This is a genomic window from Mycobacterium sp. 3-98 (genome assembly GCF_035918355.1).
Classification (GTDB): Bacteria; Actinomycetota; Actinomycetes; order Mycobacteriales; family Mycobacteriaceae; genus Mycobacterium; species Mycobacterium intracellulare.
The window spans coordinates 3828217-3851230 of the sequence record NZ_CP142360.1 but is presented as its reverse complement, the minus strand read 5'-3'; the positions used below and the strand labels follow the sequence as shown (position 1 = coordinate 3851230).

Genomic DNA, 23014 nt, shown 5'->3' with positions numbered 1-23014 from the left:
CCAGAGATATAAATGAATAATATCCTTTAAATAGGCAGCAGGCAACGGATGAAGGGGTGCTCGGCACAGATGCTCACCGAGACGGCAACGATGTCTGGGCGAAAGTCGCTGAGCGCTAATGCACGGCACCAGAACAACTTTAACCGGCCAAGCCGCCTACCGTTCGGGGGTGACCACCTCGGTTTGGGGACTTTTGGCCCTGCCGTCGTACCCGCGCGGGGCGGAGAATGGTGTTGCGGCTAGTTGCAGATAAAGATGGGAGGTGGCGGCCGTGGATCAACTGACCACTCTTGACGCCGGTTTTCTCAAGGCGGAAGACGCCGACCGGCACGTGAGCTTGGCGATCGGCGGCCTGGCGGTGATCGAGGGACCGATCCCGGCACGTGATGCGCTGATGGCGACCCTCGCCGAGCGGATCCGCTTGTGCCCGCGGTTCGGACAGCGCCTACGCACGCGTCCCTTCGACCTCGGTGCACCCGTATGGGTGGACGACCCGGACTTTGATCTCGGTCGTCACGTGCGGCACATCGCCCTACCGCGGCCCGGCGACGACCGAGAGTTGTTGCAGCTGGCCGCCGACGTGATCTCCCGCCGCCTCGACCGGGAACGCCCGTTGTGGGAAATCTGGATCATCGAGGGCCTCAGCGACAACCGGTGGGCGATGCTGACCAAGATCCACCACTGCATGGCCGACGGTATCGCCGCCACCCACATGCTTGCCGGTCTGTGCGATGACGGCATCGGCGAGAGCTTCGCAAGTCATATCCGCGGCGCCAAAGGATCTGAACGGCAAGGAGTCTCACGCAGTCGAACGGGAATCAACCCGTTGAGCATCCTCGGCGGACTGTGGAACACATCGACCGCGATCACGGCCGCCACCGCCCGCACGGCATTGGGTGCCGCGGAGATTGCCGCCGGTTTGTTGCGTCCCACGACGACGACGCTGAACGGGCCGATAACGACCTTGCGCCGCTACGGGGTCGCGCGGGTTCCCCTGGCCGACATCGCGCAGGTGTGCCAAACCTTCGATGTCACCATCAATGACGTTGCGCTGGCCGCCATTACGGAGAGTTACCGCAACATCCTCGTTCAGCGGGGTGAGGCGCCGTTGCCGGACGCGCTGCGTGCGCTCGTGCCGGTGTCGATGAGGTCGGTCGACGCGTTGGACCGGACGGACAACCGCGTGTCGGTAATGCTGCCGTACCTGCCGGTCGATAAGGAGCACCCGATAGAGCGGCTGCGGGCCGTCCATTCCCGGTTGGGCCGCATGAAGTCTCACGGGCAGAGCCAGGCGGGCCACGCATTCGTGTCGATGGCCAATCGCATTCCATTTCCCCTGACGGCGTGGGCCGTCCGGTTGTTGACCCAGCTGCCGCAGCGCGGTGTCACCACCCTGGCGACGAATGTCCCCGGCCCACGCCGGCCGCTGCAGCTCATGGGCCGACGGGTGCTCAGCGTATTCCCCGTCCCGCCGATCGCCATGCAACTGCGAACCGGGGTGGCGATGCTGAGCTATGCCGAGGATCTGTTCTTCGGCGTCCTGGCCGACTATGAGGCCATCGCCGACATCGACGCGCTGGCCCGCGGGATCGAGCTGGCCGTGGCGCGGCTGGTAGCGATCAGCAAGCAGCACAAACGAACGCGCGGTCGCCGGGGACTATCGCTGGTCGTCAACGTCTAGCCGGCACCCCCGGACCGGAACGCACGGTCAGTCATGATGCCGCACAACCGGATCGGGGAGGAACAAACGGCAGGCGCCGGGTTCCGCGAACGGAATGAGGTCCAGGCCCGGGGTGTCGGTGACGCCGAGCCGCTGCAGCATTCCCTCGACGATCCCGAGATGGACCTGACAGACGATGGTCGGGTAGCGACGGGCCGCGTCCAGCAGCGGACAGCGGCGCAGCGCGATGCCTCGGCGCGCGCCCGAGGCGCCGGGGTCGTCGTCGGGCGCGAAGCCGAGGCGGGCCAACGCCTCGAGCACGGCCTGCCGCGCATCGCCGCCTGCGTGGTTGCGTTCGTCGAGGAGTTCGCGTCCCCACTCGACGCCTGCGGCGCGCGCGTCACGCTCGGGCTGGGCGCTGGTGCGAGCCAGCTGCCCGGCCAGCGCGGTCGCCAAACCGGCGTAGTCCCGCACCGCCACCGCGGGGTCGGCGGCCGACACCCGATACAACGTGGCAGGGCGTCCACGTCCAGCCGTCCTGGCGGTGGATCGTTCGACGAGCCCGAGGGTGACGACGGCGTCGAGATGTTCGCGAACGGTGTTGGCGTGCAAGCCAAGAGCCCCGGCGGCGTCAGTGACCCGGACGGGGGAGTGTGCCCGCACGTAGTCGAGCACCCGCAGCCGCTGGCCGGACAACGCCACGGGTGCCTCCAGCACCGGCGTCGACCGGGGGCCCAGGGCGACCGGCTCTTTTTTCACGGAATTTATTGTAGTAAATTATTAGGCGTCGCACATTGCAACGAGCCCAGCGCAGCGATCGGGCTCGACGGAAAGGAACCGAAAATGCCGGCCAACGATGTGATCGTGGCGTCCACAGCTGCCGATGCCGGCGCGGTCGAAGCCATCACGAACCACCACGCGCAGCTCGCCGGGCAGCTCGCGGTGCTCACCGACGCGATGGTCACGGCGGTCGAGCGCGGCGCGGACTTCGAGCCGACGCGTGCTGCGGCACTGGCTTTCCTGGCCGGCGAGCTGCTGCCGCACGCCGCCGCCGAGGAGGACCGCCTGTACCCGGCCGCCACCCGCACGCAGCGCGCGCGGCCCCTGATCGAATCGATGATCGCGGCGCACCGCATCATCGGCTCCCTCGTCGACGGCATCCGCACGGAACCACCGGTGCGCGCGGCCGGTTCCGCCCAAGCCCTGCGGGTGCTATTCGACGCGCACCTGGTCGACGAGAACGAGCGGATCCTGCCGATCGTCGCCGCCGACCCAGAGGTCTCCCTGGTGGAGGTGACTGAGGGCATGCACGAACTGCTCGGCCACACGCATGCCGTCAACGGCGCCGAGCCATCGCACAATTGCGGCTGCGGCGAAACCGATTCCGACGATCCCGTGCTCGACGTCCGTGAGGTGCCGCATTCGATCCGGCACGCGACGGTGTTCGGCGCGTTCGACGCGGTTCCGGCCGGCGGTGCCCTGGTGCTGGTGGCTCCCCATGACCCGATTCCGCTGCTGCGCCAGCTCGACCACCGCATCTCGGGACGGCTCGAGATCCGCTACGAGCAGCGCGGTCCGGAGGCCTGGCGGTTGCGGCTGATCAAGCGATGAGGGCCGGAGCTAGTCCGGAAAGCCCTTTGCTGTCAGAGTAATTCGCCGGGTACCCCGCTGGGCACCTAGTCTTCGCGCGATAGCGCCGCGCGGGGACACGCGGCGACGGCCTGCTCGGCGAGCGCTTCCTGCTCGGGGGGAACCGGGTCGGTGAGGACCACGGCGTACTCGTCATCGTCGAGCTCGAACACGTCGGGCGCGATGTTCACGCAGAAGGCGTTGCCCTCGCAGCGGTCACGGTCCACTACCACGCGCATTGAGAATCCTCCTTCGATACCTCAACAGGCGTCCTCTAGGTCAGGAGACTAGGGCCTCACGCGTTGGCCTGCTGGCACATCCACCCTTTCGGGGTGTGTCCGGTCTCGATGAACCGGCTCAGCTCCGCGCTTGTTTGTGGCGGCAGGTCGGTGTCGGCGTTCGGATAGATGACCGGCTCCTCTTTGGAGTTGTGCTGGTGAAGCTGGTCCAGCAGCTGCGTGCACGTATCCCTCAGTCGCTGACTGTCGTTCCCGTCGGCGAGCAGATCGTCCAGCGCGGCCATGGTGTGCCAGAGTTGTCCGTGCTCGCGCATCATCACAAAGATCGGCATCACGATCCCGGCCTCCCGCAGCGGAGGGAACAGGAAGACCTCCTCGAGGTAAATGTGGCGGCGCAGCGCTTCCAGCGTGTCGGTCAATAGTTCGCGCTGCACGCTGCCGCAGTCCAGCTTTTCGAGGAAAGCCTCTATCGCGTCATCGATTTCGCGGTGTTCCCGCGTGAGCTCGGCAGATAGCGTCAGGCCGGTCATCGGTATCTCCTCTGCGTCGGGCAGATTCTGTTCTAGGCGAGCTCGGCGTCGACGCTGATCGTGGCGCCAGCGAAAAGTCGCGACACCGGACACAGTGCGGCGGCCTGATCGACCACGGCGGCAAAGGATTCGGCATCCACACCGGCAACGCTTGCCCTGACCTTTAACCGCGACGTGGTGATCGTCGGGACTCCATCGACCGCATCCAGGGTCACGGTGGCGGTGACCTCGAGTCGCTGCGGCGGAGTGTGGTTTTCGCCCAATTTCAGGGCCAAGGCCATCGAAAAGCACGACGAGTGCGCCGCCGCCGCGAGTTCTTCCGGGCTTGTCTTGCCGCCGGGCTGCTCGGTGCGAGAGGCCCAGGTCAGCGGCAGGCCGTCGAGGGCTCCACTGCTGCCCTGCGACAGTTTGCCCTCGCCCGACGCCAGCGGGCCTTCCCAGGTGGTGCGCGCCGCACGTTCCGCGATGCTCATAGTCCCCGATCCCTTTCTCCGGTGTTCTCGGCATTTATACAAGTTTGATTTGTGTAAACTCTAGATGTCGCTGCGCGGGTTGGCCAGAGCGATCGGCCATCGTCATGGTGTTGACGGCCGCCGGTACGCGGTGATGACGTCGGGATCGGGGTCGATGCCCAGGCCGGGCCCCTGCGGGACCGAGATCCGGCCCGCCATCGGCGTGAGGGCATCGCCATAGATGAACGCTTCCAGCTCAAACCAACGCCACTCGATCATGGCGTCGGCGCCGCCGAGCGCAGCGGTCGCATGAAGCGCCGCGAGCAATCCGGGACCGTCGTAAAAGGAGTGCGTCATCACCGGGGTGTTGTGGGCGGCCGCGAGAGGAAAAACCTCGCTCAATTCGCTGATGCCCCCCATCTTGGCCGGGCTGGGCTGAACAAAGTCGACCGCTCCCGCGGCGAGCATCCGCTCGAATTCCAGTAGGGTAGAGGCATTCTCGCCGGACGAGATCGGGATACCGATGGTTCGTCGCAGTGCGGCCAGGCCGTCGAAATTCTCCGGCGGCCACAGCGGCTCCTCGAGGAATTTGAGCCGAACCGACCTGAGTTCGTCAGCGACGGCAGCGGCTTCGGTCAGGGTCCAGGGGCAGCCGGCGTCCACGATCAACTCGACGTCGGGGCCGGCTTCCTCGCGGGCCGCACGGATCGCCGGCATGTCCGCCTCGTGCAGCTTGAGTGTCGCAAAGCCGGCGTCGAGGGCCTGCCGGACGACCGCGCGGACCAGCGACGGGTCGGTATAGCAGGCGAGGCTTGCGTAGCACGGCATGGCGGCGATCCCGCCACCGAGGAGCTGGGACACCGGCGCGTTGGCGAGTTTGCCGGCGATGTCCCACAGGGCGATGTCGACCGCCGAGAGGCCATAGGTCAACGCACCGCCACGCCCGAATACGTGCAGCTTCTTTTGAATCTCCATCATCAGCGGGCGGATTCGCGTGGCGTCCCTGCCGAGGCAGAGCGGTGTGATGAGTTGATCGACAGCGAGTTTGGCCGAATCGACGGCGCTGAAACCGAAGGCTTCCCCCCAGCCTTCCACTCCGTCAGCGGTGGTCACCTTGACGAGCAGCGAGTCCGCCGCGGTCAACGGGTCGCCCCACAGCGACGCTCCGGGTGTGCTGCCCGCCTTGAGCGGGATTCGCAGGGGAATCGTCTCGATCGTGGCGATGACGCCGGCGCGGTCAGCGGCGAAGGGTGGCACGCGGGACTCCTCGGTCATAGTGCGTCGACATCGTCCGTCAGGCTGTTGCGGCAGTGCCGGTGTCGCCGAGCAATTGGCGTAGGACGTATTGCATGATGCCGCCGTGGCGGTAGTAGTCGGCCTCGCCGGGGGTGTCGATGCGCACGAGAGCGTCGAACTCGATTCCTTCGGCTTTGACGTGGACGGTGTCGGGGATGGTGTCGTTGAGCGCGGCAATACCGGTGATCTCGACGGTCTCCTCGCCGGTCAGCCCTAAGGAGTCCGCGGTTTGTCCCTCGGGGAATTGCAGTGGCAGCACGCCCATCCCGATGAGGTTGGAGCGGTGGATCCGTTCGTAGGACTCGGCGATCACCGCGTACACACCGAGCAGGGCGGTGCCCTTGGCCGCCCAGTCCCGCGATGAGCCCGAGCCATATTCCTTGCCGGCGAGGATGACCAGGGGCGTACCCGCCGCGGCGTAGTTCACCGATGCGTCGTAAATGGTCGCCACCGGGCCGTCGGGCTGGGTGAAGTCGCGCGTCCATCCGCCCTCGGTGCCCGGGGCGAGTTGGTTGCGCAGCCGGATGTTGGCGAACGTGCCGCGGATCATCACCTCGTGGTTGCCACGGCGTGATCCGTAGGAGTTGAAGTCGCTGCGCGCAATCCCGTGGTCGGACAGATACTTTCCCGCCGGTGAGTCGGCCTTGATCGCGCCGGCCGGGCTGATGTGATCGGTGGTGACCGAGTCGCCGAGCCTGGCCAGCACCCGGGCTCCGGCGATGTCGGTGACCGGTTGCGGTTGGCGGCCCATGCCGTCGAAGTAGGGCGGCTTGCGCACATAGCTGGAGCTCGGATCCCATTTGAAGGTGTCGGTGTCGGGAACCGGTAGCGAGCGCCAGCGGTCGTCACCGGCATACACATCGGCGTAGTCTTTGCTGAACATTTCGGAGCGCACACAGCCGGCGATGACCTCGGTGATCTCCTCGATGCTGGGCCAGATGTCGCGCAGGTAGACGGGCTGGCCGTCACTGCCAGTGCCCAGCGGATCGCGCAGCAGGTTGGTGTGCAGAGTGCCCGCCAGTGCGTAAGCCACGACCAACAGTGGGGATGCAAGGAAATTCATCTTGCACTCCGGGTGGATGCGGCCTTCGAAATTGCGGTTGCCCGACAGCACCGAGCAGACGGTGAGGTCGTTGTCGGTCACGGCCTGGCTGATTTCGGGGATCAGTGGCCCGGAGTTCCCGATGCACGTAGTGCATCCGTAGCCCACGAGGTTGAAACCGAGCTTGTCCAGATACGGTGTGAGCCCGGCCTTTTCGTAGTAGTCCGTGACCACCCGCGAACCGGGAGCCAGCGAGGTCTTGACCCAGGGCTTGCGGTTGAGCCCTTTTTCCACCGCCTTTTTCGCCAGGAGCGCTGCGCCCAGCATCACCGAGGGGTTGGAGGTGTTGGTGCAGGAGGTGATCGCGGCGATCACCACGTCCCCGTTGTCGACGCTGACCCGGTCCCCGTCCAGGCTGATCTCGACCGGGTGGCGTGGCCAGTTGGTGCCGTCGCCGTTGGTCTGCGGCGGGTGCGGGCGGTCGCCCGGGTGGTCGCTGCTGACCGCGATCGGATCGCTGGCGGGAAACGACTCCGCGGACGCCTCGTCCAAACCCAACTCCATTGCCTCGGTGTAGGTCTGACCCGACAGCAGTCCGGCGACCGCCTGGGGGGCGACACGCAACGGGATGCGGTCCTGCGGGCGTTTGGGCCCCGCGATCGACGGCTCGACCGTGCCCAGGTCCAGTTCGATGGTCTGCGAGAACGTCGGCTCGTGGTCGGGGTCATGCCACAGGCCCTGCTCCTTGGCGTAGGCCTCCACCAGCCGGACCTGGGTGTCGGGGCGACCGGTCAGCCGCAGGTAGTCCAGGGTGATGTCATCGATCGGGAAAATGGCGCAGGTGGCGCCGTATTCGGGGCTCATGTTGCCGATGGTGGCCCGGTTGGCCAGCGGTACGTTGGCCACCCCGGGCCCGTAGAAGTCGACGAACTTGCCGACCACCCCGGTTCGGCGTAACAGCTCGGCCACGGTGAGCACCAAGTCGGTGGCCGTGGTGCCCGCCGGGAGCTCACCGGTCAGCTTCAGGCCCAACACCTGCGGAATCAGCATGCTCATCGGTTGGCCGAGCATGGCCGCCTCGGCTTCGATCCCGCCCACCCCCCAACCGAGCACCCCGAGCCCGTTGACCATCGGCGTGTGGGAGTCGGTGCCGACCAGCGTGTCCGGGTAAGCCTGCGCCCCCTCCGGGCCCTGGCGGGTGAACACGACGCGGGACAGGTATTCCAGGTTGACCTGGTGGCAGATCCCGGTATCGGGAGGCACGACACTGAAATCGGTGAACGCCTGCTGCGCCCAGCGCAGCAGTTGGTACCGCTCGGCGTTGCGTTCGAATTCCAATTCGGCGTTGATCCGGAACGCATCCGGTCGCCCGAAAACGTCGGCGATCACCGAGTGGTCGATCACCAACTCGGTCGGGCACAGCGGGTTGATTCGTTTCGTGTCACCACCGAGGTCGGCGATCGCGTCGCGCATTGCCACCAGGTCCACCACACACGGCACCCCGGTGAAGTCCTGCATCAGCACCCGTGCCGGCGTATAGGCCACTTCCCGCCCATGCTTGGCCGCCGGATCCCAGGCCGCCAGCGCGCTGATCTGCTCGGCGGTCACCAGCCGGCCGTCCTCGTTGCGTAACAGGTTCTCCAGCAAGACCTTCAAGCTGTAGGGCAACCGATCCGCGCTGTCGATCCGTGCCAGTCGGTGGATCTGGTAGGTGGTGTTGCCGACGAGAAGTTGATCACGCGTTCCGAAGCTGTCCGAGGCCATGAGAAACCCCCTAACGGGCTGCCTGATTGTTCATTCGAGCCTACGACAATCGAGTACCTCGGCGGGAGTGGCCGATTGGCACACCGGCCCGAGTGGCCCGCCAAATTTGCACGAGCATTTTCGTGCGAACCGGCCGCATACTGGGTGCATGCCGAAGCTGACCATCCCGTCACTACTGACCAGGAGTTCCGATGACAACCGAGGCGCACACCACTCTCATCAAGCTCACGGGTACGGTCGTGAAGGTAAAGAACGCGACCGATGACATGCGTGGACGGCAGGTAAAGGACAACGACCACAAGCACTTTGGCCGGGTGCATGACGTATTCGTGGACGATCGTGAACGCAAGCCCCGCTTCCTGCTCGTCGACCATGGTGGCCTTCTCGGCGTCGGCGAAAAGAAGTCTCTCGTCCCAGTCGACGTGATCACGGCGACTACCAGTGATGACGTCTTCGTCGGCGACGCGCACGATCACATCTGCGGGGCACCGGCGTATGAGGCAGAACTGGTCAACGATCGTGACTACCAGAGTCGCGTCTGTGGGTATTACGGATGCCTGCCCTATTGGTCGTCCGGCTACGTCTACCCAAGCTTCAACCGTTAAGCGAGTTCGGAGCCTCCGGCTCGCCGAGAGCGACTGCCGACGCCGACAGCGCCCTGGGCGAACCGGCGACGGAGCGCGCGGGTTCGCTGCCACCGCCGGGTCTCAGCCCTTGCGCCGCAACACGTCGGCGAGCGCCCGCCGCGGTGTGGGGGGTGGCGTTCCGTCGAGTGCCGGTGCGACACCCACCCGGACCAAGACCTGCGGCAGGTCGGTGTGACCGGTGATCGCCGCGAGCAGTTCACGGCTGACCGACAGCTCCGTCAGTTGCGACACCGGGCAGGTGGCCAAGCCGGCCATCGTGCATTCCAGGAGGACACTCGACAGCGCCTCACCGCATGCCAGCGCGCTGGCGTGGCTGTCATCCTCGGTGGACAGCATCAGGATCTTCGAGAAATCTCGCGTGATCCCGGCGCGCCGTTCCAGGTTGCGGGTGAAGGGAAAGTGGCGATTGACGCCCACCCGATGCGACTCGGCGGCCGAGATCAGCGAGCTATAGGGGATACCCTCGGATACTTCGAACGGGGCTGTCCACCAATCGAGTTCGAGATGGTACGGGGAATCGTACAGACGCAGCGACTCGGTGAACTCGGCCGCCTCGGTCAGGCGCGGCCGCGTCTCCTCCGGTAATACGTCCAATCGCACACCGTCACCGTCGAACCCGCCGCGTAGCAGCGGCTCGAACGATTCCCAGTCGATCGGCGCGAGGAATGGTAGCCGGTCGGTCCGGCGTTTCAGGATCGCGTCGGCGCGGCGACGCTGCTCCTCGGTCACACCGTCCGCGGCGACGAATTCCACCCGCGCCAGGTGCGTCGGATCGCCCGGTTCGGGAAGTCGCTCGACATCGGCGATCCAGCCCGCGGCCGCCATCCCCACCCGAAGGTGATCGAGCGCCCCGCCGCAGCCGATGTGGGCCTCTCGCATCGATCGGTCCGTGTGTACGACGCGGCTCGTATCGAGAAACAGGTCCAGCCCGGTGCCGTCCGTCACCCACAGCCACGGCTGGGTGTTGTACAGCGACGGGGCGCGGCAGGCCATCCGGACCGCGTTCTCGATGACTGTGGTTTCCACCATGGTGTCCATCACCGCGCACCTCCGATTCTGTGACTGCCGCCGGTCGTTGCGTTACTGGAGACTCCCGCGGCATTCGGTGCTATTATTAATGAATAATATCCTCTAAATAGCTGGAAGGCAATACCGGACGAGAGGACGGATGGGGTGAACGAGCAAAGCGAGGACGAGGCCAGGGGACCGCAGCGCGCGGGGCACAACCGGCAGCGCCAACGAGTTCTTCAACTGGTGCGTGAGCACGACGAACCGGTCGATGCAGCCGAACTCGCCGCTCGCCTTGGACTGCACACGACGACGGTGCGCTTTCACCTTGACGCGCTGTGCGCGGAGGGGCTCGCCGAGCGCACTCGGATCACGCGTGCCGGCGTGGGCCGTCCCCGCACGGGCTACCGCGCGGTGCGCGAGCGGCTGGACTATCGAATCCTGGCCGAGATATTGGCGCTGGAACTCGGCGACACCGCCGACAAGCGGCGCCGCCGCGCCGAAGCCGCGGGGCGGCGATGGGCCGAGCGGATCGCGAAGGACGACACACGCGAAGATGCTGCGGTGCAACGTGTTCCGCACCGGATCACGCCCAGGGATGCCGCTGACGAGCGGACGTCTATGATCACGGCGGTGTTCGACCGGATGGGATTCGGTCCCGAGTTGGTTCCGGCCGAAAAATCGACCCGCGGCAACCAGCGGACCATTCGCCTGCACAGCTGCCCGGTCCGGGAGCTGGCCCGTGAACATCCGGAGGTGGCGTGCGCCCTGCACCGGGGGATGCTGCAGGGCCTGGTGGCCCCGGCGGAGTCGGTTGGCTCCGGGCAGGCGATACACGCCGAGCTGGAACCCTTCGTCGAACCCGAACTGTGCCTCGCCAGGGTGGACGCGCGTGACTGAGTTGCGCGCCCCGATCGGCCAAGGGGTCGCTGACGTGGCCACCCGCGCGGACATCGAGGCGCTCCTGCGCCGCTTCTACGGCCGGGTGATGATCGACGACGTGCTCGCCGAGCCTTTCGCGGAGTTGCGGAGCAAGGGCCTGGATTCGCACATCCCGGTGATGGCCGACTTCTGGGAGACCGTGCTGTTCCGCGCCGGACTCTACCGGGGCAGCGCCCTGCACGCCCACCGCCACATTCATCGGCGAACACCTTTAAGCGGCCGCCACTTTGTCCGCTGGCTGACGGCCTGGAACGAGACCGTCGACGCGATGTTCCAAGGCCCCATCGCCGAGCGCGCAAAGATTCAGGGCGCCAGGATCGCCTGGGCCATGCATCGGCGGCTGACCGGCACCGACACACCGGAACTCGACACCGCGGTCGCGCGCTGAGTGCTCAGACGGCGTGCTGCCGGCGGAAGAGCTTGCGCCACAGCCAGACCGCCGGGTCGTACCTGCGGCCGATAACGCGTTCCTTCATGGGAATGATGGCGTTGTCGGTGATCTTGATGTGTTCCGGGCAAACCTCGGTGCAGCACTTGGTGATGTTGCACAGTCCCAGCCCCTGCTGGTCCTGGGCGAGGTCACGCCGGTCGGCGGTGTCGAGGGGGTGCATTTCCAGTTCGGCGAGTCGGATGAACATGCGCGGTCCGGCATAGGCCTTCTTGTTGTCTTCGTGGTCGCGGATCACGTGGCAGACGTCTTGGCACAGGAAGCATTCGATGCACTTGCGGAACTCCTGCGACCGCTCGACGTCGGCTTGGGCCATCCGGTATTCGCCGGGTAGCAGATCCTTGGGCGGCGCGAAAGACGGTATCTCTCTGGCCTTCTCGTAGTTGAACGAGACGTCGGTGACGAGATCACGTATCACCGGGAAGGCCCGCATCGGGGTGACGGTGACAACCTCGTCCTCGGCGAAGGTGGACATGCGGGTCATGCACATCAATTTCGGATAGCCGTTGATCTCCGCCGAACAGGAACCGCATTTGCCCGCCTTGCAGTTCCAGCGCACCGCCAGGTCGGGCACCTGTGTCGCCTGCAGCCGGTGGATGACATCCAGCACGACTTCACCCTCGTTGACCTCGACGGAAAAATCGCGGAGTTCACCACCCCGCTCGTCGCCACGCCACACCCGGATCGTCCCGTTGTAGGCCATCAGCTCCTCCGTACGTTCACGGTGTTCTCACGTTCGGCAACGCCCGTCGGCCCCTGTAACACAGGAAACATCCGGCGAGCCAACAATTTTCGGGGGCCGAGGTGGGCTGCCATCGCATCCTCCAACTATGGTGGCAGGATTTCCCATTTTTGGTTCACCGTCAAGTAGCGAAGGCCCTTCCCCCCGGCTGTGAGTTGCGGCCGCGACCGACGCGGCAGCCACAATAACGCGCCGGCGGTCAGCCAGTTCGTGCCCTCCTCGGTGTCGAGCCGTCCGCTTCCGGACAACACATGGATCAGGACGTCGGCTCCGGGGGTGGTGTCGATTTCGCCATTGGGCGGCAGTGTGACGACGTTCCAGTCCAGGCCACGTTCGCGCATGCCGGACCTGGGCAGCCGCGCGGCGCCGAGTTCGTTGTCGGCCAGGGGTTTCGCGTTCTCGGTCATCGGCGCCCACTCCATCTGGTTTATACAACCGCACTTGTGTAAACTCTACGGCATGGCATATGTGATAGGGAAGCCATGCGTGGACGTGATGGATCGGGCCTGCGTCGAGGAGTGCCCGGTCGACTGCATCTACGAGGGTGGCCGCGCGCTGTACATTCATCCCGACGAGTGCGTGGATTGCGGGGCGTGCGAACCCGTTTGCCCCGTCGAGGCGATCTACTACGAGGATGACCTGCCCGAGGAGTTGCAGCCGTATCAGGCGGACAACGCGGCGTTCTTTTCCGAAACGCTGGAGGGCCGTGACGGGCCTCTCGGGTCGCCGGGCGGGGCCGCCAAGATCGGCCCGCTCGGCGTCGACACACCGCTGGTGGCCAGCCTGCCCAAGCAGGAACCCGAGGAAGCGTGAGCGCGGTCGTCATGCCACGCGAGGCGCCGCGGGGACTCTCGGGGTGAATGTCGCGGGCGTGCCGCTGCTCGTCGCCTCGTGACGTGAATCCTCGCCTCGCCCATCACATCCGCCCGTACGCGACGGCCATCAGAAGAAAGATCCCCGCGACCAGAAGAAACATCGTCGCCAGCGGGTCGATCACATCGAAAATCATGGGATCGCCGTCAGCTGAGGCCCGCGAGGTGAACGCCGTAGGGGACGGCCTTCAGCAGTGTGACGGTGAGCGCGACACCGCTGGGCAGGGTATAGGTGCGCTGCTCGCCGGGACGCGCACCGGCGATGGCGGCGCCCAGCGGTGATCGGATCGAATAGACCTCCATGCCACCGTATTCGGCGCCGCGCACGCTGAACAGGAACGTTTCGACCTCGCCGGTGTCGTCGTAGCGGATGGTCAAAACCATTCCGGGCTCGGCGATCCCGTCATCGGGCGGGTCCTCACCGACGACCGCATCGACCAACAACTCATGGATCCGTCGGATGCGCACCTGCCACGCACGCTGGACGGCGATCGAATTCTCGTCATTGGAGCTACCGACGGCGTTGGTGTCACACAACTCCCGCAGCGTCGCCAATTCCCGCTGAAGCCGCTCGTAGGCCTGCGGTGAAATCCATGCGGGTTGAGTGCTGGTCATATCTTTTCCCTTTCTTCTGACAGCGTTGGAGCGCGCCCGAGAACGTGCTCGCGGGCGAGGATTCGCGGGAGGCTTGCTTTCCGGGGTTAACGGGTGGCGTGACGCAGGGTCCGGTGCCGCGGGTCGAATTCGGCGAGAGCCTGGGGCTGCTTGCCGGTGGTGATCTGTTCGGCCAACAGCCGCCCGGTCACCGGGCCGTGTGCCAAACCCCACATGCCGTGCCCGCCGGCCACATACACGCCACGCACCAGCTCACCGATCAGCGGGCGGCCATCGGCGGGGACCGCGCAAGCACCGGTCCAGACATTGCTGCGCGCGGCCCAATCCACCCCGTCGAGTAGGGAACTGGCGTCGGCGGCGATGGCCTCCACCCGCTCGCGTGGGTGCGGCTGGTGGTGTCGGCGGAGTTCCAACGCGCCTGAAACACGCAGCGCCCCTTTGTAGGGCGTGCACGCGACGCGAATGTCGGGCAGGTAGATCGGCGCCAGTATCGGGCGGTCCACCGGCACGGTGAACGAGTAGCCGCTCTGGGCCTGGACGGGGACGCGCAGCCAGCGGCCGGCCAGCCGCGACAACCGATCACCGGTGGCGATGACCGCGGCATCGGCGGTCAGCGGGTCGCCGCGGCGCGGGTGCACCACGGCCCCGTGATTCCAGCCGTGGACGTCGTCGACTTCCAGCCTGTGCATCGCCGCCCCGCGGGCCATCACCGAGCGGCCCAGGGCTTCGACGAACCGTCGCGGGTCGACGAACCGCTGTCCATTGATGTTCAGCCCCGCGGTGACTTCCGGGGAGGCCACGGGCACTTGCTCGCGCAGCGCCGCGCCGGAGAGCGCGGTGACATACATTGGCTGTCCGGCGTTTTCGAGCTGCTGCAGCGATTCCAGCATGCGCTGCGCCTCTTTGGTGCTGCGAAACAGCGCGGTGATCGGCGCGTCGGTGACCGGTGCGTCGACCCCGTTGGCGATCAGCACGTCGAAGGCTTCGATGCAGTCCTCGTTGAGCGCCACGCCGGCGCGCAGGGCCCGCTGCGACGACGCACGCCGATGAGGCGCGGACAGCTGCATGAAAATGGCCCCCAGGTGCGCGCCGAGGGTCGACGGCAGCTGCGGCGGCATGGCCGGCTCGCGAACGGCCTGCCATTCGTCGCGCAGCACGCCGGCGGGCTGGAGCGGAAAAGTCAGTGCCGGGGCGATCCATCCCGCATTGCCCCATGACGCGCCCGCTGCAACGCCCGCGCGGTCGACCACCGTGACGTCGACACCACGTTCCTGGAGGAACCACGCCGTGGACAACCCGGCGACGCCGGCGCCCACGACGATCACGGATCTGGGCCCGCCGTCAATAGATTCGACGCCACCCATCGCGCACCTCCGCAACTGATCTTCTGACTGGTGAAGTCCATGGTGGTGTGGACGGGTGCCGCGGTGGTTGCCGGAATCCGACAATGCGGGACTGGGCCGTTGTGCCGAACCGACAACGCCGTTGCTGCCGTTACCTCATCGATGCCCAACCAGGCTGTCGAAGTCCCGTTGCCATCGGGCGTAGCGCGACCGGTCGAGGGCGACACGGACGACGCCGAACAAGCCCGCCGCCAACAAACTCACGGTGGACCAGGTCGCCACGGCGAACGCCACCCCCGCGTCGACAGCGGTCCGCACCGCTGGGCGCACCGGGGCGCCCTTGCCATCGACCCAAATCTCAAACGCGTCACCGGACTTCACGTTCAACGGCGCGGAAACGTCACCGGTGTGCTCGATCCCGTCGACCGACCATCGTGCAGGCACCGTCACCGTTGGGCTTTCGAGATCCCTGCGCGAGTGGCTGTCGCCGATGGACGTCGCGGTCACCTGCCGGCGAGCCTGCTCGGCGTGAACGCGGCTGCTGGACTCGTGGACGGCGGTGCCCACGGCAGCCCCGATGGGAACCCCCAGCAGCGAGATCGCGACGGCCAACACCAACACCAGCGCCTCCACCCGGTCGCTGGCGCGTATCAGCGGGTTGTGCCCGAACAACCGCGAGGACAGTCCCCGCGGCAACGGCACGGTGAAGCTCTCCATGGCGGCGCCATCGTCCGGGTCGCCTGCGGGCCGAAGATGATCGGGACGGTGGGTGCTCATCGGATGTTTCCTATCGACGGGTCGGCGCGGGCTTTGATCGCACACGGCAGCCGGAAACACGCCGCCACTGAAACCGGCCACGGGTGACAACCTCATGATGGCGGGCATGATCGCCACAGGGTTTGCCGAGCCAAGACAACCGGGCCGCGGCGCTTTGTCGGATCCCGACAGCCCCGTCGGTCAGTCGGTGTCGGTTGCCGCGAGCTCGATCATCATCGCCAGCCGCTTTCTGGCGTCGTCCAACGATAGGTTGGTGAGCTCGGCCATTTTGCGCAGCCGGTAACGGACGGTGTTCTCGTGCACTCCCAGGCGTTCGCCGGCCTCGGTCGGGTCGCCCTGGGCCTGTAGCCACGCTCGCAGCGTGAGCACGTAGTCCGTGCCGTTGGCCTGGTCGTGGCGGCGCAGTTCGGCCACCGGTCCGCGGGTCGGGGCGCGCCCTGAGCGTGCCGCGGCTCGCAGCCGCTGCAGCAGGATGTCGTCCCACGACTCGTCGTAGGCCGGCGGCGCGGCGGTCGGCGACATCTCGTGCAATGCCAGGCATTCGTCGGCCTCCTGGCGGGCGGCGGCGAGGTCCGCCAGCTCGGCCACCCCGCTGATCCCGGCGATCACCGTCACCCGCTCGGGCAGGGCCGCGTGCAAAGTCGTCACCCAGCGCCGCGCCGTCGCCGCGTCCTCGCCGGGGAGCACGGTGTAGACGATATTGCCCGCCAACGCGCTGCGCCCCGGCCGTGACCAGCCGAACCCCGTGGTGGCGCGCTCGAACGCCAACAGCAACGCCGCATCGCGGTCGGCCCCGACGAACGCCTGCACCGCGATCACGCGCAAACCGTTGTGCGCCAGGCCCAGCCTGCTCGCCACCGTGGACGCGTCGGCCGCGCCCTCCAGCAACCGGATCACCAGTTCGGACTCGACCTGGCGCTCCAGGTCGGCGCTCGCGCGCGACCGCAGCAGGTGCAGGGCCACGGTGTGCGCGCCATCGGCCAGGGCCCCGCGCGCCGCGTCGTCCAGCGGCGCCGGGCATGCCACCCACACCGACCCGATCAGTTCCGCGCCGGATCGCACCGCGACCACCATGCGTCCGGTCAGGCCCTGGTCAGGGGCCTCGGCGATAAACAGCGGTTCGTCGGAGGTCGCCAGGTGCTCCAGCACCCCACGCGCCTCGAACAGCGCGCGTAGTGGTTCCGGCGTCTGCCGTCCAAGGATCGTCTCGACCCGTGCCGGGTCTGCATGTTGCTGCAGCCTCGAGTACGCCAACACCCGCAACAGACGGTCGTGGATGACGACGGCGCGACCGATCGCGTCTGCCAAACTATCGGCCAGCGCGAACAGATCGGTTGGGCCGCGCCCGGATTCCGTCTCGCGACCTTCCAGCACCAGGCCGTAGACCACCGCCGCGACCGCGCTCCATGACACCGCCTCGTCGATGACCATCACCGCGCCGACACCGGCGTCACTGTCAAAGGTCACCGGTGCGTCACGGTCGCGCAGCACCACCACGATCGCGCGGGCCGACGCCGCCCAGCGCACCGCCTCGTCGTGGGAGCCGGCGCCGATGGCCAGCAAAACGTCGCCGACGACCGGCCGTTCGGTGGGCGGCTCGTGGACGACCACGCTGCGCAGCTCGGTCGAGCGGGGCACCGACGACCAACGCAACCGGACGCCATACCCACCCAGGACGTTCACCAGGCGGTCCAGTGTGATCATGCGCCGGCTCCAACGGTGTGCAGAAACGAGAGGTAGGTGCCTTGTATTGTGCCCCGGATCGCGAGCGGTAAGCCGATTGTGGCTGCGGAGTCGGAATTCGCAGCGGTCTACCGCGGGTTTCGGCCGGACCGCCCTAGGCGGTCAGCCGCAGTGAGGCAAGCCATTACGCCGCGCCAGCCGTCCCATGCGGTCCGTTCTGGTCAACGCGCCCGACGACGTCTAGACTTTTCACAATTTCATTTGTAAAAACATAGGGCGGGCATGTGCCGCGCGGGCCGCGATCAGCCACCGGCCGGCGATGGGCATCTGCGAAGAAAGGGCAGCGGCGCAATGAGTTTTCGCGACGACGGCAAGGTGTACCTCGAAGTCGGGGTCAACGAAGACGCCAGCAAGGATGAAAACCCGAATGTGCCCTACGGCGCCGAAGAGACGGCGCGCGACGTGGTCGAGTGCATGCAGCGCGGAGCCACCGCCGTCCAATTCCATGCCCGCTACGACGACGGCCGGCAGGCGTGGGCCGACGACGAGGTCTCCCGCACCATCCTGGCTGCCGCGGCCCGCGACGTCGACCCGTTGGCCTACCCGGGCTACGCCGGTAGCCTCGACCACATCTGGGCGCTGGCCGAGCACCCACCCGCCGGTACGGGACTGCTGCTCGCGCCGTTCGACCCCGCCCAACACGTCAAGCGTGTGCTGTGGCAGGAGGACGAAAACCAGTTCAAGACGGTCGGTTTCGACGATTCGAACGGTTCGCAGCCGTCTTACCCGCCCGAACTCGACCGGTTCACCAAGCTGGGCCTGGTGCCCAGCATCGGTGTGTTCAACGACGTCGACTTGCGCTGGGTGATACTGGCGGCCCGCATCGGGATCTTGCGGCAACCGCTGAACATCAAGTTGTTCTTTTCCGATCGCTGGGTCTCCTATAACGATCCCGACCCCGATGTCCTCGATTACCTGGTCTCGCGCATCCCGAAGTGGATCGACCACGAGATCGTTGTCGTTCCGTATGCGATGAGCTCCGCCGAACGGCGCCAAGAGCTTTGGGAACATGCGCTCAACCGCGGGCTCGGCATCCGGGTGGGCATCGGGGATTGCCCGACGATATCGCGGACGACCACCAACGCCCAGCTGGTGGATCGCGCGGTCAACCTCGTGACCAAACGGGAACTCACGCCCGCCACGCAGGATGACGTACGCGCCCGCTTCGCCGCGGCCGAGGTGGATGAAAGCGAGTTGGTAAGGGTCGTCGTCAACCGGAACCGGTGTATGGGATGGGGCGTCTGCTACTCGCACGCGCCAGAGATCTACCAACCCGATGCCGAGGGCTACTGTGTCGTCGTGAAGCCCCACGTCGACCCCAGCCTGCTGGAGAAGGCCCTCGAGGGCGCAGCGAGCTGCCCGGAACGGGCGATCCGCGTCGAGGTGTGACATCGCCTCGCGGCCGGACGATGCCCAGCGAGGATCACGGCGGGGGTGTCACCGAGCGCTGCAGGAAAGGCGTGAGTATGTCGACGGGCAGTGGGAAAACCACGGTCGAATTCTGATCGGCGCCCAACTCCAAAAGTGTTTGCAGGTACCGGAGTTGAAGCGAGGCCGGATTCTTCGACAGGGTCTCGGCGGCCTGGCTCAGCTCGTCGGACGCCTGTAGTTCGCCGCGGGCGTTGATGACCTTGGCACGGCGTTCACGCTCGGCTTCGGCCTCCCGGGCCATCGCCCGCTGCATGGATTCGGGGATCTCGACGTCCTTGATTTCCACGACCCGGACCTCGATCCCCCAGGGCCGGGTCTGCGCCTCGATGATGGTCCGAAGATCGTTGTTGAGGTCCTCGCGTTGGGCCAGCAGGGTGTCGAGGTCCGCGCGGCCCAGCAGCGAGCGCAGGGTGGTTTGCGCGATCTGTGAGGTGGCCACCGCGTAGTTCTCCACGGCGAGAATCGCTTTGAGCGGGTCGACCACCTGAAACATCACCACCGCATTGACCCGGGCGGGCACGTTGTCGCGGGTGATCACCTCCTGCGGCGGGATGGTCAATGTCACCACCCGCTGATCGACCCGAATCATCTTGTCCACCAACGGAATCAACCACCGCAGGCCAGGCCCGTACAACGGGCGGGCATGGCCCATCCGGAACACCACGCCACGCTCGTACTCGCGCACCACCGCAAGCGAAAGAAATGTCAGCACGACCACCAGCACCGCGATTGTCACCCCGGCCACCCACAGCAGCGCGCTCACGTCGCCGCGTCCTTCTCCGGTCGGCCCACGCCCCAGCGGGTCGAATAGCGGTCGACCGCGAGAGCCGCCTGGTCTTCCAGCGCGGAGCGGTGCGCCACGTGCCCGGGAGCGTTGGACGGGGTACGCCACAAATGGCCCGCCAGCGGCGTCCCCGCCGCCAGGGCGATGGCTATGACGCCGATCAGTACCAGCAGGTCGGCGGGGGAGTGCAGCCTGGCAAGCATCACCAGCGGCATCACCACCCCCAAAGCTGCTACGCAGCAAGCGATGCCGCGGTGAAAGCGTCCGGCTTCGGAATGCGGCCAGGGGTCGATCTCGCGGCTGATCTCGCGCCCGTGCTCCGAAGTCGTACAGGTCGATTTGACCGGGCAGCTGTTGCACACGCTGGGCTTGGCCCGGTAACGCATCACTCGGTGCTTCGGATCGAAGGAACTCGGCCACAGCCAGTGGTCCTCCGGGCACACCCACGCGTCATGGTCGGCGTGGTAACGGAATTGGCCGCTACGCCACTGCGCGGCGCGCTGCGACACGCGCCGTGCCATCGCGTCGACACCCCAGGCGGTGGCCACCAGTGCCAGTGCGTACCCGGCAACCAGCCATGCCGCGGCGGTGGGGGATGTCATCGTCAACCCTTCTGCGATGCAGCCGGAGTCGGGTCGAGTTCGGTGTAGAGCGGATGTTCGTGCAGCTCGTCGCTGGTCGGCGCGCGTCGGACGTTGCGTATCGCGGTCCACGCGATCCAGACGAACGGCAAGACACCGCCGAGGATGAAGACGAAATCGCCGGGCAGCCGCAGCCATTCGATCAGCGAGTTGCCGGGACGGGTGAGGTAGCCCAGCGACCGCGCCTCGAAATACCCCGTGCTCACGGAGTGGTACAGCTGCAACACCCCCAGCGGCAGCAAGGTGGCGAACACCATCCACGCCAGCCCGATGTTCATGCACCAGAAGGACAGCCGCGCCCACTTCTCCGGCCACTTGTCGGCCGGGATCGCGTAACGGAAGGCGAACATGGCCAGCCCGACGGCGAGCATGCCGTACACACCCATCATCGCTCCATGGGCGTGGTTGGCGGTCAGCGCGGTGCCGATCTGGTAGTAGGACACGATGGGCAGGTTGATCAGGAACCCGAAGATGCCCGCGCCCAAGAAGTTCCAGAATCCGACCGCCACCAGGAACATGACCGCCCAGCGATGCGGGAACGGTGTTTCGTGGCTTTGTTGGCGAGATCCCAGCTGGAGGAACGCCCAGGCCTCGACGGTCAGGAAGGTCAGCGGGATCACTTCGGCGGCGGAGAAGAACGCGCCCAGCGCCATGTGTTCCACGGGCGTGCCGGAGAAATACAGGTGGTGCATCGTCCCGATCACACCGCCGGCGGAGTACAGGATGATGTCGAGGAAGATCACTCCGAGCGCGATCCGCTCGCGCACCACCCCGAGCAGGACGAAGATGTAGGCCACCATCACGGTGGTGAACAGCTCGAGGAAGTCCTCCACCCACAGGTGGACCACCCAGAACCGCCAGAAGTCGGCCACCGAGTAGTGGGTGTCGTGGCCCGCCAACAGGCCCACGGCGTAGAAGGCCGGGATCGCCAGGCCGGTGAAGAAGAACATCCACGGCAGGTTCATCTTCGACTCGCCCTTGAGCTTGCCGCGGATGCCGCGCCAGATGATCGCGATCCACAGGAACAGGCCGACCGTCAGCAGGATCTGCCACAGCCGCGGCAGGTCGAGGAATTCCCACTGCTGGGAGAACAAGCCACCCGCGGGAATCACCCCGTAGATCGAGAGGGCCTCGCAGATCAATGAGCCGCCCACCACCAAGACGAGCGCGCCCAGCAGCCCGTACACCAGCCAACTCTGCCGTCGCGGTTCCCGGCGGCTGATGAAGGGCACCAGGAAGATTCCCCCCGCCAGAAACGCGGCCGCCGTCCAAAACAGCGACAACTGCACGTGCCAGGTGCGGGCGAGGTTGAAGGGCAACAGCTTGGCCAGATCCAGCCCGTAGAACGCCGACAGGTCGGCGCGGTAGTGCTCGACGGCGCCACCCATCAGGGTCTGCGCCAAGAACAGCACCGAGACGATCGCGAAGATCCAGATCGCGGCGCGCTGCGAGGCGGTCAGTCCCACCTCGCCGGGCTGGCGGAACGACAACGTGGATGCCTCCGCGCTGTGCCACCCGATCTTCTGGCTCCACCGCCCGTACACGGCGAACATGATGCCGGTCCCGCCCAGCAACGTGACCAGCGACAACACCGACCACACCACGATCGATGCGGTGGGCCCATTGTCGACCCGCGGCTCGGCCGGCCAGTTGTTGGTGTAGCTGTAACTGTGACCCGGGCGCTCGGCCGCGGACGCCCACGCCGTCCACGCGAAAAACGCGGTGAGGTCATGGATGTCGGCCGTGCTGGTGATCATGTGCGGCAGCAACCCGTACTTGGTGGAGTTCTCGCCGAAGTAATCCGCGTAATGCTGTTGGAGATGGTCGAAGGCGGCCGCCTGCTTATCGGTGAACACCAACGTCTTGGTGTCGGCGTCGTAGCGGTTGGTGCGAAACTCGGCCACCACCCGTTCCTTCGCGTCAGCCGCCCCCTGTGCCCGCCATTGCGCGGCCACATCGTTGGTCGACATGCGCAGATATTCCGCGGTGTAGTCGGGACCGAGGTAAGCGCCATGCCCCAGCACCGACCCGTACTGCATCAGGCCGCGCGCCTGATAGAGCTCTTGGCCGCGGGTGATCTGGGCGTCGGTGAACAGCACCTTGCCCGACTCACTAACAACGTTGGCCGGCAACGGCATTGAGGCGGTGTAGGTCCGGTACACCAAGATGCCCATCACCAAGAACCCGAAGATCATCACCAGCGCCACGCCCTGAGCCCAGCCCTTGCCGATCAACGACGCGGCGGGTGCCGGTGTGGAAGGTCGTGACGGTGCTGATCGGATTGCCATGTGCCGGTGCGCTCCTCGGGCTGAGTGAGGGAGGGAAACGTGTCCGGGTAATTACACAATGGCGATTGTAGAAATTCACTATGAGCTGCATCACGCCCGAGTGCGGGCGCATAACCCCGGT

The 23014-nt window shown here is 66.4% G+C and carries 23 protein-coding genes; 7 read left to right on the top strand and 16 right to left on the bottom strand.

Annotated elements, in window-relative coordinates; genetic code table 11:
* The first annotated feature begins 271 nt into the window (after positions 1 to 271).
* Entirely contained in the window at positions 272 to 1681 is a 1410-nt protein-coding gene (locus tag QGN30_RS18110) for a WS/DGAT/MGAT family O-acyltransferase (protein WP_009956449.1), read from the top strand.
* Between the two features lie 27 nt (positions 1682 to 1708).
* Here the strand turns inward: QGN30_RS18110 and QGN30_RS18105 are convergent, their stop codons facing one another.
* Positions 1709 to 2419 (bottom strand): helix-turn-helix transcriptional regulator, encoded by a 711-nt coding sequence (locus QGN30_RS18105; RefSeq protein WP_014382268.1) that lies wholly within the window; start codon positions 2417 to 2419, stop codon positions 1709 to 1711.
* Between the two features lie 84 nt (positions 2420 to 2503).
* Between QGN30_RS18105 and QGN30_RS18100 the strand changes: the two genes are divergently transcribed.
* A complete protein-coding gene (locus QGN30_RS18100; RefSeq protein ID WP_009956447.1) occupies positions 2504 to 3271 on the top strand; it encodes a DUF2249 domain-containing protein in 768 nt (255 codons plus the stop codon).
* A 65-nt stretch (positions 3272 to 3336) separates the two neighbouring features.
* On the opposite strand, the gene QGN30_RS18095 is transcribed toward QGN30_RS18100, so the two are convergent.
* The 5 genes from QGN30_RS18095 to QGN30_RS18075 all read right to left on the bottom strand — a co-directional run bounded on the left by QGN30_RS18095 (position 3337) and on the right by QGN30_RS18075 (position 8612).
* Positions 3337 to 3528: a ferredoxin gene (locus QGN30_RS18095; RefSeq protein ID WP_020188847.1), complete on the bottom strand. Its 192-nt coding sequence runs from the start codon at positions 3526 to 3528 to the stop codon at positions 3337 to 3339.
* 56 nt (positions 3529 to 3584) lie between these two features.
* The gene (locus QGN30_RS18090; protein ID WP_009956445.1) at positions 3585 to 4058 is read right to left on the bottom strand and encodes a hemerythrin domain-containing protein; all 474 of its coding nucleotides are present in this window, start codon (positions 4056 to 4058) and stop codon (positions 3585 to 3587) included.
* Positions 4059 to 4090: 32 nt separating this feature from the next.
* On the bottom strand, positions 4091 to 4531 hold the full coding sequence (locus tag QGN30_RS18085) for an OsmC family peroxiredoxin (protein WP_009956443.1): 441 nt from the start codon (positions 4529 to 4531) through the stop codon (positions 4091 to 4093).
* Positions 4532 to 4633: 102 nt separating this feature from the next.
* Positions 4634 to 5785 carry a mandelate racemase/muconate lactonizing enzyme family protein gene (locus QGN30_RS18080; RefSeq protein ID WP_009956442.1) on the bottom strand — a complete coding sequence of 384 codons (1152 nt, stop codon included), beginning with the start codon at positions 5783 to 5785 and terminating at the stop codon, positions 4634 to 4636.
* Positions 5786 to 5804: 19 nt separating this feature from the next.
* Positions 5805 to 8612, bottom strand: a complete 2808-nt coding sequence (locus QGN30_RS18075) for an aconitate hydratase (RefSeq protein ID WP_009956441.1) — start codon at positions 8610 to 8612, stop codon at positions 5805 to 5807.
* A 191-nt stretch (positions 8613 to 8803) separates the two neighbouring features.
* Between QGN30_RS18075 and QGN30_RS18070 the strand changes: the two genes are divergently transcribed.
* Complete coding sequence (locus QGN30_RS18070) at positions 8804 to 9217, top strand: PRC-barrel domain-containing protein (protein WP_009956440.1); 414 nt, start codon at positions 8804 to 8806, stop codon at positions 9215 to 9217.
* Positions 9218 to 9319: 102 nt separating this feature from the next.
* Here QGN30_RS18070 and QGN30_RS18065 read toward each other — a convergent pair whose 3' ends face one another.
* A complete protein-coding gene (locus QGN30_RS18065) occupies positions 9320 to 10300 on the bottom strand; it encodes an Acg family FMN-binding oxidoreductase (RefSeq protein WP_014382270.1) in 981 nt (326 codons plus the stop codon).
* Positions 10301 to 10432: 132 nt separating this feature from the next.
* Here QGN30_RS18065 and QGN30_RS18060 point away from each other — a divergent pair, with 132 nt between their 5' ends.
* Together QGN30_RS18060 and QGN30_RS18055 are read left to right on the top strand one after the other, a co-directional pair.
* The gene (locus QGN30_RS18060) at positions 10433 to 11167 is read left to right on the top strand and encodes a helix-turn-helix transcriptional regulator (RefSeq protein WP_014382271.1); all 735 of its coding nucleotides are present in this window, start codon (positions 10433 to 10435) and stop codon (positions 11165 to 11167) included.
* The gene (locus tag QGN30_RS18055; RefSeq protein WP_009956434.1) at positions 11160 to 11597 is read left to right on the top strand and encodes a group III truncated hemoglobin; all 438 of its coding nucleotides are present in this window, start codon (positions 11160 to 11162) and stop codon (positions 11595 to 11597) included. Before QGN30_RS18060 ends, QGN30_RS18055 begins: the two co-directional genes overlap by 8 nt.
* A gap of 4 nt (positions 11598 to 11601) precedes the next feature.
* Here QGN30_RS18055 and QGN30_RS18050 read toward each other — a convergent pair whose 3' ends face one another.
* The gene (locus tag QGN30_RS18050; protein WP_009956433.1) at positions 11602 to 12360 is read right to left on the bottom strand and encodes a succinate dehydrogenase/fumarate reductase iron-sulfur subunit; all 759 of its coding nucleotides are present in this window, start codon (positions 12358 to 12360) and stop codon (positions 11602 to 11604) included.
* A gap of 125 nt (positions 12361 to 12485) precedes the next feature.
* Positions 12486 to 12806 (bottom strand): hypothetical protein, encoded by a 321-nt coding sequence (locus QGN30_RS18045; RefSeq protein ID WP_225330875.1) that lies wholly within the window; start codon positions 12804 to 12806, stop codon positions 12486 to 12488.
* A 52-nt stretch (positions 12807 to 12858) separates the two neighbouring features.
* On the opposite strand from QGN30_RS18045, the gene fdxA reads away from it, so the two are divergent.
* A complete protein-coding gene (fdxA, locus tag QGN30_RS18040; RefSeq protein WP_009956431.1) occupies positions 12859 to 13212 on the top strand; it encodes a ferredoxin in 354 nt (117 codons plus the stop codon).
* A gap of 206 nt (positions 13213 to 13418) precedes the next feature.
* On the opposite strand, the gene QGN30_RS18035 is transcribed toward fdxA, so the two are convergent.
* The 4 genes from QGN30_RS18035 to QGN30_RS18020 all read right to left on the bottom strand — a co-directional run bounded on the left by QGN30_RS18035 (position 13419) and on the right by QGN30_RS18020 (position 17710).
* Entirely contained in the window at positions 13419 to 13886 is a 468-nt protein-coding gene (locus QGN30_RS18035) for a GreA/GreB family elongation factor (RefSeq protein ID WP_095562593.1), read from the bottom strand.
* A gap of 86 nt (positions 13887 to 13972) precedes the next feature.
* The gene (locus QGN30_RS18030) at positions 13973 to 15250 is read right to left on the bottom strand and encodes an NAD(P)/FAD-dependent oxidoreductase (protein ID WP_038535805.1); all 1278 of its coding nucleotides are present in this window, start codon (positions 15248 to 15250) and stop codon (positions 13973 to 13975) included.
* Positions 15251 to 15385: 135 nt separating this feature from the next.
* Positions 15386 to 16006, bottom strand: coding sequence for an Rv1733c family protein (locus tag QGN30_RS18025; protein ID WP_051019731.1), 621 nt, complete (start codon positions 16004 to 16006; stop codon positions 15386 to 15388).
* A gap of 180 nt (positions 16007 to 16186) precedes the next feature.
* Positions 16187 to 17710, bottom strand: coding sequence for a PucR family transcriptional regulator (locus QGN30_RS18020; protein WP_095562594.1), 1524 nt, complete (start codon positions 17708 to 17710; stop codon positions 16187 to 16189).
* 330 nt (positions 17711 to 18040) lie between these two features.
* Between QGN30_RS18020 and QGN30_RS18015 the strand changes: the two genes are divergently transcribed.
* The gene (locus QGN30_RS18015; RefSeq protein ID WP_009976203.1) at positions 18041 to 19138 is read left to right on the top strand and encodes a 3-keto-5-aminohexanoate cleavage protein; all 1098 of its coding nucleotides are present in this window, start codon (positions 18041 to 18043) and stop codon (positions 19136 to 19138) included.
* Positions 19139 to 19172: 34 nt separating this feature from the next.
* On the opposite strand, the gene QGN30_RS18010 is transcribed toward QGN30_RS18015, so the two are convergent.
* The 3 genes from QGN30_RS18010 to QGN30_RS18000 are packed head-to-tail and all read right to left on the bottom strand — an operon-like array spanning position 19173 to position 22893.
* Complete coding sequence (locus tag QGN30_RS18010; RefSeq protein WP_009976204.1) at positions 19173 to 19943, bottom strand: slipin family protein; 771 nt, start codon at positions 19941 to 19943, stop codon at positions 19173 to 19175.
* Complete coding sequence (locus tag QGN30_RS18005) at positions 19940 to 20566, bottom strand: hypothetical protein (protein WP_248923598.1); 627 nt, start codon at positions 20564 to 20566, stop codon at positions 19940 to 19942. Before QGN30_RS18005 ends, QGN30_RS18010 begins: the two co-directional genes overlap by 4 nt.
* 2 nt (positions 20567 to 20568) lie before the next feature.
* Entirely contained in the window at positions 20569 to 22893 is a 2325-nt protein-coding gene (locus tag QGN30_RS18000; RefSeq protein ID WP_014384363.1) for a nitric-oxide reductase large subunit, read from the bottom strand.
* Positions 22894 to 23014: the final 121 nt, after the last annotated feature.